Here is a 10,625-nt window from a genome sequence, read left to right on the forward strand (position 1 = left end):
CCCGGCCATGGTGCTCGCGCAGCAGCTGGACACGGAGACCCTCGAGTCGACCGACCCGGCCACCGGCGCCGTCGTCGGGGTCTTCCCGGTGCACGACGAGGCCGCCGTGCGGGCGACCGTCGAGCGCGCCCGCCCGGCCGCGCAGCGGTGGGAGGCCCTCGGCTTCGACGGCCGCCGGCAGCGGCTGGCCGCCTACCGCGGCCACCTCGCCCGCCGGCTGCACGAGCTGGCCGACCTGGTGCACCGGGAGAACGGCAAGCCGCACGCGGACGCCATCCTCGAGATCAGCCTGGCCATCGACCACCTCGCCTGGGCCGGCGCGCACGCGCGCACGGTGCTCGGCCCGCGCCGGGTGCGCCCGGGCCTGCTGGCGGCCAACCACGCCGCGACCGTCGAGTACCAGCCGCTCGGCGTCGTCGGCGTCATCGGCCCCTGGAACTACCCGGTGTTCACGCCCATGGGCTCGATCGGCTACGCCCTGGCCGCCGGGAACGCCGTGGTGTTCAAGCCGTCGGAGCACACCCCGGCCGTGGGAGCGTGGCTGGCCGCCGCCTGGCGGGCCGCCGTCCCCGACGCCGCCGACGCGCTGCAGGTGGTCACCGGGTACGGGGAGACCGGCGCCGCGCTGTGCGGGGCGGGGGTCGGCAAGCTGGCCTTCACCGGTTCGGCGCCGACCGGCCGGAAGGTCATGGCCGCCTGCGCCGAGACCCTCACCCCGGTGCTCATGGAGCTCGGCGGCAAGGACGCGATGATCGTCGACGACGACGCCGACGTGGTCGCCGCCGCGGACGCCGCCGTCTGGGGTGCGATGAGCAACGCCGGCCAGACCTGCATCGGCATCGAGCGGGTCTACGCCACCGACCGCGTGTACGACGCGTTCGTCGCCGAGGTGGCCGAGAAGGTGCGCGGGCTGCGGCCGGGCTCCGACGACGGGGCGGCGTACGGCCCGATGACCATGCCGGCGCAGACCGACGTCGTCCGCCGGCACGTCGCGGACGCCGTCGCCGCCGGCGGGCGGGTGCTCACCGGCGGGACCGTCGAGGGCCGCTACGTGGCGCCGACCGTGCTCCTCGACGTCCCGGAGACCTCCGCGGCGGTGTGCGAGGAGACGTTCGGACCCACCCTCACCATCACCCGGGTGCGCGACGCGGAGGAGGCGCTGGAGCGCACCAACGCCGGCGCGCACGGCCTGGCCGGGGCGGTGTTCTCCCGGTCCCGCGAGCGGGCGATGGACCTGGCCCGGCGGATGCGCACCGGCATGACGTCGGTCAACTCGGTGCTCACCTTCGCCTCGGTGCCGGCGCTGCCCTTCGGCGGGGTCGGCGAGAGCGGCTTCGGCCGGATCCACGGCCCGGACGGGCTCAGGGAGTTCACCCGCGCCAAGGCGATCACCCGGCAGCGTTGTCGGCTGCCGGTGGACCTGACGAGCTTCGGCCGGCCGGCCGTCGCGGCCGACGCGCTGGCCCGCGTCATGGGGCTGGTGCACGGGCGCCACCGGTGAGGGGCCGACGTGGCCACACCGGCCCCTTCCCGGCGGAGGACGGCGAGGAGTTCGACGTCGTCGTCGTCGGCGGGGGCTCGGCCGGCTGCGTGCTGGCCGGGCGGCTCACGGAGGACCCGGCGCTGCGGGTGCTGCTGCTGGAGGCCGGCGGCTCGGACGACGTCCTGGAGGTGCACCTCCCGGCCGCGCTCCACAAGCTGTGGCGCACCCGCCGGGACTGGAACTACACGACCGAGCCGCAGCCGGGCCTCGGCGGGCGCCGGCTGTTCTGGCCGCGGGGCAAGCTGATCGGCGGGTCGTCGTCGATCAACGCGATGATCTACGTCCGCGGCGCCGCCGCCGACTACGACGAGTGGGCGGAGCTGACCGGCGAGCCGTCGTGGTCCCACGAGCACGTGCTCCCGCTGTTCCGGCGGATGGAGGACAACGCCCGCGGTGCCGACGGCCGGCACGGCATGGGCGGCCCGCTCCGGGTGGAGGACCCGCGCTCGCCGCACCCGTGGTCGCGCGCCGCCGTCCAGGCCGCGGTCGCCGCGGGGTACCCGCGCAACGACGACTTCAACGGCGCCCGTCAGGAGGGCGCCGGCCTGTACCAGCTGACCCAGCGGCGCGGCCGGCGCTGGTCGGCCGCCGACGCCTACCTGCACCCGGCGGCGGGCCGGCCCAACCTCACGGTGCGGACCGGCGCGCTGGCCACCCGCGTGCTGGTCTCCGGCGGACGGGCCACCGGCGTGGAGTACCACCGCGGCGGGCGCACGCTCACCGCGCACGCCGCCGCCGAGGTCGTCCTGTCCGGCGGGGCGGTCAACTCGCCGCAGCTGCTGATGCTCTCGGGCATCGGCCCGGGCGCGCACCTGCGCGAGGTCGGCGTCGACGTCGTCCACCACCTGCCCGGGGTCGGCAGCGGGCTGCGGGACCACCCGCTCGTCCCGGTCGTCTGGCACACCCGCTCGGGCCGGTCGCTGCTGCGCGGCGAGTCGCCGTCGGGCTACGCCCGCTGGTTCGCCGCCCGCCGCGGCCCGCTGTCGTCCAACCTGGCCGAGGCCGGGCTGTTCACCCGCTCGCGGCCGGGGATCGCCGACCCCGACCTGCAGTTCCACTTCCTGCCAGTGAAGTACTGGCGGCAGGCCGAGGTCGACCCCGACGTCGACGCGTTCACCGCTGCCGCGGTCCTGGTGCGGGTGCACTCGCGCGGCACGGTGCGGCTCCGCTCGGCCGACCCGACGTGGGCGCCGGCGATCGACCCCGGCTACCTCACCGACGAGCGGGACCTCGACGCGCTGCTGTGCGGGGTCGAGAAGGCCCGCGAGATCGGGGCGACCCAGCCGCTGGCCGCCGTCCTCGGGGAGGAGCGGTCGCCGGGCGCCGCGGTGGCGACCCCGGACGGGCTGCGCCGGGCGGTGCGGGACACCGTCGAGTCGCTGTGCCACCCGGCGTCCTCCTGCCGGATGGGTCCGGCCGCCGACGACGACGCGGTGGTCGACCCGCAGCTGCGGGTGCACGGCCTGGACGGGCTCCGGGTGGTCGACGCCTCGGTCATGCCGACGCTGGTGCGCGGCAACACCACCGCGCCCACGCTCATGGCCGCCGAGCGCGCCGCCGACCTGATCGCCGGCCGCAGCGTGGACCCCGCACTCGTCGGCACCCCCTGAGCCGGCCCGGGTCGGCCGCCGTCCGGCGGGAGGACGGCGGGACCGGAGGCCCTGCCCGACCGCGGCCTGCGGTGCTGCAATGTCCGTGGCTGCAGGTCCGGCGCCCTTCCGGAGGTGGTCTCCGTGGCCGTCTCCCCGCACCTCGCCCCCTGGCGGAGGGACGTGCTGCCCGTCGTCGCCACGCCGCTCGTGGGCCGGGACGCCGAGCTCCCCGACCTGGTCCGGCTGCTGACCGAGCCGGGCGTCCGGTTCACGACGCTGACCGGACCGCCCGGCGTCGGCAAGACGCGCCTGGCCGTCGCTGCGGCGGCCACCGCCCGGGGCCGGTTCTGCGACGGGGTGGTCTTCCTGGACCTCACCGCTGTCCGGGACCCGGCCGCGGTTCCCGCCGAGGTCGCCGCGGCCGCCGACCTGCGCCACGGCGACCGGTCCCCGGCCGACCGTGACCTGTTGGTGGTCCTGGACAACGTCGAGCACGTGCTCGCCGCCGGGCCGGCGCTCGCGGAGCTCGTGGCCGACTCCCCGGGGCTGCACCTGCTCGCGACCAGCAGGGAGCGGCTGCACCTCCGGGTCGAGCGGGAGGTCCCGGTGGCCCCGCTGGCCCTGCCCGGCTGCGCCGACGGCACCGACCCCGAGCGCCTGGCCGCGGTGGCCGCCGTCGCGATGCTGGTCGAGCAGGTCCGGACCTCCCAGCCGGACTTCGCCGTCACGGTCGACAACGCCGCCGAGCTGGCCGGGATCTGCACCCGGCTCGACGGGCTGCCCCTGGCGCTGGAGCTGGCGGCTCCGCGCCTGCGGCTGTTCACCCCCGGGGAGCTGCTGTTCCGGCTGCGCCACCGGCTCGGTGTGCTGACGAGTGACGCCCGGGACGTCCCCGCCCGGCACCGGACGCTGCGCGCCGCCCTGACCTGGAGCCACGACCTGCTCGGCCCCGAGGAGCGCACCCTGTTCCGCCGGCTGTCGGTCTTCACCGGGACCTGGACGCTCGACGCCGCGGCGCGGGTGTGCGGGATCGCCGACCCGGTCCCGGCCACCGCGTCGCTGGTGGACAAGAACCTGGTCCGGCGCCAGGACTGCGCGGGCGACGTCGCCCGCTTCGGGATGCTCGAGAGCCTCCGGGAGTTCGCGGCCGAGCAGCTGGACCGGGCCGGCGAGGCGGCGGCGACCCGCGCCCGGTACGCCCGGCACGTGACCGTCGGGCCGGCGGGCACCCGGATCACCCGTCGCGAGCGGGAGGTGGCCGGTCTGGTCCGTCGCGGCCGCACCAACCGGCAGATCGGCCGGGCGCTGGGCATCTCCGAGAAGACCGCCGAGGTCCACGTGCACAACATCATCCGGAAGCTGCGCGCGAGCAGCCGCGCCGAGATCGCCGCCTGGGCCGCTGTGCACGACCGAGCGGCCGACCGCTGAGGCGGCTCCCTACATGGTTCTCCCGATACCGGCGCCGGCCCGGCGGCCGTACACCTGCGGGCACGCTGCCGGCGACGACGGCGGCGGCGCGACGAGGGAGGACCGGCATGACCGCCACCGCGACCACCGAGACCACGACCTACACCATCGAGGGGCGCCTGCTGGAGGTGTGCACGTGCGCCGCCATCTGCCCGTGCTGGGTCGGCGAGGACCCCGACGGCGGCGTCTGCGACTCGGCGCTGGCCTGGTACATCGACGCGGGCACCGTGCGCGGGGTCGACGTGTCCGACCGGGGTCTGGCATCGGTGACGCACATCCCCGGCAACGTGCTCGCGGGGAACTGGAAGGTCGCCCTCTTCGTCGACGACCGGTGCACCGAGGAGCAGGAGAAGGCGCTCCTCGACGTCTTCACCGGGCAGCTGGGAGGTCCGATCGCCGACCTCGCCGCGCTGATCGGTGAGGTGGTCTCGGTCCAGCGCGCGCCGCTGACCTTCACCGTCGAGGAGGGGGCGGGCACGCTGCGGGTCGGGGACGTCGTGGAGGCCCAGCTGGCCCCGTTCCAGGGCGCCACCGGCCGGACGACCACGCTGAACGAGACGGTGTTCAGCACGATCCCGGGCTCCCCCGCCTTCCCCGGCAAGGCCAGCGTGTACCGCCAGGCCGGACGCATGCTCGGCCGGCCCGACCTCGACATCTCCGGCCGGAACGCCATCCAGGGCCACTTCCGCTTCTCCGGCTGAGCTCCCGGCATGACGACGGCGTCGCGGACGGCGCCCGCCACCCGCGTCCGGCACGACCCCGCCGTCCTCCTGTGGGGGGTCGCCGGGGCGTGCTGGGCCGGCACGCTCGCGCTGGTGCTCAGGTCCGGGATCGGGCACGGCCACGCGCCGGGCGACGCTCCCCGGCCGGCGGACGTGGCCCTCTCCCTGGCCGCGTGGACGGTGATGGTCGGCGCGATGATGCTCCCGACCCTGGTGCCGCTGGCGCGGCTGTTCGCGGCGGTCAGCGCACGCACGCCGCACCCGTGGCCCGCCCGCGCCGGCCTCTACGCCGGCTACCTGGGGGCCTGGGTCGCCGTCGCGCCGGTGGCGCTGGCCGCCGGCTGGGCGCTGAACCGGCTGGTGGGTGCGTCGCCGTGGCTCGCGGCCCGCGACGGCCTGGTCCTGGGCGCGGCGCTCCTGCTCGCGGGGGGCTACCAGTTCAGCCGGCTCAAGGACGCCTGCCTGACCACCTGCCGGTCACCGGCGTCGTTCCTGTGGCAGTCCTACCGCCGCGGGCTCCGCGGCGCGGGCCGGCTCGGCCTCCGGGCCGGGCTGTGGTGCCTGGGCTGCTGCTGGGCGCTGATGCTGCTGATGGTCGCCACGGGCACCGGCAGCCTCGCGTGGATGCTCGCCCTGACCGCGGTGATGGTGGCCGAGAAGACCGCACGCCGGGGAGCGCGGCTGGTCCGTCCGGTCGGGTTCGCCCTCCTGCTCTGCGGGGTGGCGGTCACGTCCTCGGCCCTGTTCGCCCCGGCCGCCGCGCCCTGCCACCACGGGGCCTGTGCAGCGCCGTCTGTCGAGGGCATGCTCGGTCCCCCCGTCGGATGACGCTCAGGAGGAGCCGTGGCCCGCACCCCGCAGGAGATCTTCCAGCACCACGTCGAGGCGATCGGCGCCGGCGACGTCGACGCGATTCTCGCGGACTACGCCGAGGACGCCGTGCTGATCACCCCCGACCAGGTGGTGCGGGGCAGGGACGGCATCCGGCAGCTGTTCACCTCGCTGCTCGGCGAGATCCCCGACGCGGACTGGACGGTGCCCACCCAGGTCTTCGAGGGCGACGTCCTGTTCATCGAGTGGTCGGCGGTCGCCGAGAAGGCCCGGGCCGAGGGCGTCGACACGTTCGTGTTCGCCGGAGACGCGATCCGGGTCCAGACGGTGCGCCTCGCCCTCGAGCACACCGGCTGAGGCGCGGTGAGCTGGGGCAGAGATGGCCATCTCTGCCCCAGCGGACCGTCAGCCGTGGGCCTGGGCGGCCGCGGCCTCCTCAGGGTCGGTCGGCAGGGCGGTAGTGGCGGACGGGGGCGGGTTGCGGCGGATCGCGAGGGACATGGCCGCGGCCAGCAGGCACAGCGCCCCGGCCGCGAACCAGGCCAGGTCGTAGGAGCCGGTCACGTCGCGGACCACGCCGCCGCCGAACGCCGCGACCGCCGAGCCGACCTGGTGCGAGGCGAACACCCAGCCGAACACCACCGGCGCCCGCGCCCCGAAGTGTTCCCGGCACAGCGCCAGCGTGGGCGGCACCGTGGCCACCCAGTCCAGGCCGTAGAACACGATGAACGCGATCATGCTGACGTGCAGCTCCGGCCCGAACAGGGGCGGCAGCAGGAACAGCGAGAAGCCGCGCAGCCCGTAGTAGGCCAGCAGCAGCACCCGCGGGTCGACCCGGTCGGTGAGCCAGCCGGAGAACACCGTCCCGGCGATGTCGAAGATGCCCACGACGGCCAGCAGGCCGGCCGCCGTGGTCACCGGCATGCCGTGGTCGTGCGCGGCCGGGATGAAGTGCGGCTGCACCAGCCCGTTGGTGGACAGCCCGCAGATGAAGAACCCGCCGGCGAGCAGCCAGAACGGCCGGGAGCGGGCCGCCTCGGCCAGGCCGCGCAGCGCCGTCCGCGCCGCGCCGGTGCGCACCGGGTCGACGTCGTCGGCGGCCGTTCCCCCGTAGGGGGTGACGCCGAGGTCGCGCGGCCGGTCGCGCAGCCGCCAGGCCACCAGGGGGACGACGGCGAGTGCCGCCGCGGTGGTGCCCAGCGAGGCCGAGCGCCAGCCCCAGTTCGCGTCGGCCCAGGCGACCAGCGGCAGGAACACCAGCTGCCCGGTCGCACCGCCGGCGGTGAGGATGCCCGAGACCAGGCCGCGGCGGGCCACGAACCAGCGGCCGGTCACCGTGGCCACCAGCGACAGCGCCATCGACCCGGTACCCAGGCCGACGAGGAAGCCCCACAGCAGGATCAGCTGCCAGCTGGTGGTCATGAAGACGGTCAGGCCGCTGCCGGTCGCGGTCAGCAGCAGCGCGCACACGACGACCCGGCGGATGCCGAAGCGCTCCATCAGCGCGGCGGCGAACGGCGCGGTCAGGCCGAAGAGCGCCATGTTGACCGCGACCGCGGCGGAGATGGTCGACACCGACCAGCCGAACTCCGCCCGCAGCGGGTCGATGAGCACGCCGGGCACCGCGCGGAAGGCGGCCGCTCCGACCAGGGCCAGGAACGTCACCGCGGCGACCCACCAGGCGGGGTGGATCCGGTGCGTGCGCGGCAGAGCGGTTCCGGTCACGCCGAACAGCATGGCGGACGCGGATCGGCGGGAGCGAGTGGCCCGGAGGCCAACATGTGAAAAGATCGGGCCATGACTCAGGCGTCGCCCCACGAGGTGGCCGTCGTCGCGGTGGACCGGGTCGTCGGCTTCGAGCTCGGGCTGCCGTACCGGTTGCTCGGCCTGGCCGAGGACGCCGACGGCTGCCCGCTCTACCGGGTGCGGATCGCCACCCTCGACGGCCGGCCGGTCCGGACGGCGGACGGGTTCAGCGTCCAGCCCGACCACGACGGGTCGGTGCTCCGCACCGCCGGAACGGTCGTCGTCCCCGGCATCATGGGCGGCCCGATGGTGCGCGAGGGCCGCATCCCGCCGGAGCTCCGGGACGCGCTGCGCGACGCCGCCGGCCACGCCCGCATGGTCTCGATCTGCACCGGGTCGTCGGTCCTCGCCGCCGCGGGCCTGCTGGACGGTCGTCCCGCCGCCACCCACTGGCGGGACGTGGACGCGTTCCGCCGGAACTTCCCGTCCGTGCGCCTGGACCCCGACGTCCTCTTCGTCGACGACGGCGACGTGCTGACCTCCGCCGGGGTGGCCGCGGGCATCGACCTGCTGCTGCACCTGGTCCGCCGCGACCACGGCAGCGAGGTGGCCAACCGCGTCGCCCGGCGCAACGTCGTCGCGCCCTGGCGGGAGGGCGGCCAGTCGCAGTTCGTCGAGCGGACGCTGCCCGAGGCCGGGGACGCCGGCACCGCGGCCACGAGAGCCTGGGCGGCCGAGCGGCTGGCCGAGCCGCTCACGCTGGCCGACATGGCGCGGCACGCGCGGATGAGCGTGCGCACCTTCACCCGCCGGTTCCGCGAGGAGACCGGGATGTCGCCGCTGCGCTGGCTGGCCGGGCAGCGGCTGGCCCTGGCCCGGCAGCTGCTGGAGTCCACCGACGCGCCGATCGACCGGGTCGCCGCGGACGCCGGGTTCGGCACCCCGGCCTCGCTGCGCTCGCACCTGCGGGCCAGCATCGGCGTCGCCCCGGGCACCTACCGCCGCACCTACCGCGGTGCGGTGTGACCGGACACTCCCCGGGGTGACGCACAGATGCGGTCCGCATCTGGTTGAGTGGGACATACCGGCGCCGCCCTCCGCTCATCCGGAGCTGCAGGACTCGACGTCGGGCTGAGGCTGCGCCACCGAGGTGCGCCCGGCTGTCCGACGTCCCGCTGACGACGCGAGCCCGCCCTGCCGCGCAGGTGCGCCCGTGCTCGAGATCGCCGGGACCGACGGGAGCCACACCGGACGTCAGGAAGCCCGAATGACCTCGCACGACCCCTCCACCCCCACCGCCGACAGCGCCGCACCGCGCACCCGCCGCCGCGGCAGCCGCGGCCGCGGCCGGCCGGCCACCGGTGCGCCGGAGCGCCCCGCCGCCCAGCAGCCGGCCGGCGGGCAGACCCGCCCGCAGTCCGACCCGGTGCCCGCGCCCGTCGTCCCGGCCGGCGACGTCGCCACCGTGCTGCCCACCGACACCACCTTCGCCGAGCTCGGCGTCCCCGCCCCGCTCGTCGAGGTGCTGACCGCCAGCGGCATCACCGCGCCGTTCCCCATCCAGGTGGCGACGCTCCCCGACACCCTCGCCGGGCGCGACGTCCTCGGCCGCGGCCGCACCGGCTCGGGCAAGACGCTGGCCTTCAGCCTGCCGCTGGTCGCCCGCCTGGCCGCCTCGACGACGCGGCGCCAGCCCCGGCGCCCCCGCGCCCTGGTGCTCGTGCCGACCCGCGAGCTGGCCAACCAGGTGCACGCCGTCGTCGACCCGCTGGCCACCGCGCTCGGCATGCGCGCCACCGTCGTCTTCGGCGGCGTCGGCCAGAACCCGCAGGTGCAGGCCCTGGCCGCCGGCATCGACGTGCTCATCGCCTGCCCCGGCCGGCTCGAGGACCTCATCGGGCAGGGCCACGCCGACCTCTCGGCGGTCGAGGTCACCATCCTCGACGAGGCCGACCACATGGCCGACCTGGGCTTCCTGCCCGGCGTCAAGCGGCTCATGGACCGGACGCCGAAGACCGGCCAGCGGCTGCTGTTCTCCGCCACGCTGGACAACGGCGTCGACGTGCTGGTCAAGCGGTACCTGTCGGCACCGACCACGCACTCGGTCGACCCCGCCGTCGCGCCGGTCTCCACGATGACCCACCACGTGTTCCGGGTGGACGCCGCCGACAAGGCCGCCGTGGTGAAGGAGCTCGCCTCCGGCCTGGGCCGCAGCGTGCTGTTCACCCGCACCAAGCACCAGGCCAAGAAGCTGGCCAAGCAGCTGACCGCGGCCGGCGTGCCCGCCGTCGACCTGCACGGCAACCTCAGCCAGAACGCCCGCGAGCGCAACCTGGAGGCGTTCAGCAGCGGGGAGACCCGCGTGCTCTGCGCGACCGACATCGCCGCCCGCGGCATCCACGTCGACGACGTCGCGATCGTGGTCCACGTCGACCCGCCGGCCGAGCACAAGGCCTACCTGCACCGCTCCGGGCGCACCGCCCGCGCCGGCGCCGGCGGCACCGTCGTCACCATCGCCACGCCCGACCAGGCCGGGGAGGTCCGCACCCTCACCCGCCAGGCCGGCATCGCGCCGGAGGTCACCGCGGTCAAGCCGGGCGCCCGCGAGATCACCGCGCTGACCGGCCCCGCGGCGCCCCACGTCGAGCCCGCCCCCGCGCCGGCGCCCCAGCCGCAGGGCCAGGGCGGCGGCCGGCGGCGTCGCTCCGGTGGCGGCACCGCGGG

At 76.2% G+C, this 10,625-nt stretch carries 9 protein-coding genes; 8 read left to right on the plus strand and 1 reads right to left on the minus strand.

The genetic code is table 11. The features are described from left to right. Positions 1-7: 7 nt before the first annotated feature. The 6 genes from MY520_RS23065 (at position 8) to MY520_RS23090 (ending at position 6,512) form a co-directional block, all read left to right on the plus strand. Entirely contained in the window at positions 8-1,501 is a 1,494-nt protein-coding gene (locus tag MY520_RS23065; protein ID WP_436694913.1) for an aldehyde dehydrogenase family protein, read from the plus strand. Then, on the plus strand, positions 1,498-3,153 hold the full coding sequence (locus MY520_RS23070) for a GMC family oxidoreductase (protein WP_436694914.1): 1,656 nt from the start codon (positions 1,498-1,500) through the stop codon (positions 3,151-3,153). Before MY520_RS23065 ends, MY520_RS23070 begins: the two co-directional genes overlap by 4 nt. A 123-nt stretch (positions 3,154-3,276) precedes the next feature. Further along, positions 3,277-4,563: a helix-turn-helix transcriptional regulator gene (locus MY520_RS23075; RefSeq protein WP_436694915.1), complete on the plus strand. Its 1,287-nt coding sequence runs from the start codon at positions 3,277-3,279 to the stop codon at positions 4,561-4,563. A gap of 107 nt (positions 4,564-4,670) precedes the next feature. Further along, positions 4,671-5,303 (plus strand): DUF1326 domain-containing protein, encoded by a 633-nt coding sequence (locus MY520_RS23080; protein WP_436694917.1) that lies wholly within the window; start codon positions 4,671-4,673, stop codon positions 5,301-5,303. A gap of 9 nt (positions 5,304-5,312) precedes the next feature. Continuing rightward, the gene (locus MY520_RS23085) at positions 5,313-6,152 is read left to right on the plus strand and encodes a DUF2182 domain-containing protein (RefSeq protein WP_436694918.1); all 840 of its coding nucleotides are present in this window, start codon (positions 5,313-5,315) and stop codon (positions 6,150-6,152) included. Positions 6,153-6,167: 15 nt separating this feature from the next. Further along, positions 6,168-6,512 (plus strand): nuclear transport factor 2 family protein, encoded by a 345-nt coding sequence (locus MY520_RS23090; protein ID WP_436694919.1) that lies wholly within the window; start codon positions 6,168-6,170, stop codon positions 6,510-6,512. Between the two features lie 48 nt (positions 6,513-6,560). Here the strand turns inward: MY520_RS23090 and MY520_RS23095 are convergent, their stop codons facing one another. Then, complete coding sequence (locus MY520_RS23095) at positions 6,561-7,880, minus strand: MFS transporter (protein WP_436694921.1); 1,320 nt, start codon at positions 7,878-7,880, stop codon at positions 6,561-6,563. 72 nt (positions 7,881-7,952) lie between these two features. Between MY520_RS23095 and MY520_RS23100 the strand changes: the two genes are divergently transcribed. Beyond that, positions 7,953-8,927 (plus strand): GlxA family transcriptional regulator, encoded by a 975-nt coding sequence (locus MY520_RS23100; RefSeq protein ID WP_436694922.1) that lies wholly within the window; start codon positions 7,953-7,955, stop codon positions 8,925-8,927. A gap of 241 nt (positions 8,928-9,168) precedes the next feature. Beyond that, on the plus strand, positions 9,169-10,625 hold a 1,457-nt coding region (locus MY520_RS23105), incomplete at its 3' end, for a DEAD/DEAH box helicase (RefSeq protein WP_436694924.1).

The organism is Geodermatophilus sp. CPCC 205506 (assembly GCF_051383635.1).
GTDB lineage: Bacteria > Actinomycetota > Actinomycetes > Mycobacteriales > Geodermatophilaceae > Geodermatophilus.

Coding starts and splice junctions, on each gene's coding strand:
- MY520_RS23065 (WP_436694913.1), top strand. CDS start 8: ATGGTGCTCGCGCAGCAGCTGGACACGGAGACCCTCGAGTCGACCGAC.
- MY520_RS23080 (WP_436694917.1), top strand. CDS start 4,671: ATGACCGCCACCGCGACCACCGAGACCACGACCTACACCATCGAGGGG.
- MY520_RS23085 (WP_436694918.1), top strand. CDS start 5,313: ATGACGACGGCGTCGCGGACGGCGCCCGCCACCCGCGTCCGGCACGAC.
- MY520_RS23100 (WP_436694922.1), top strand. CDS start 7,953: ATGACTCAGGCGTCGCCCCACGAGGTGGCCGTCGTCGCGGTGGACCGG.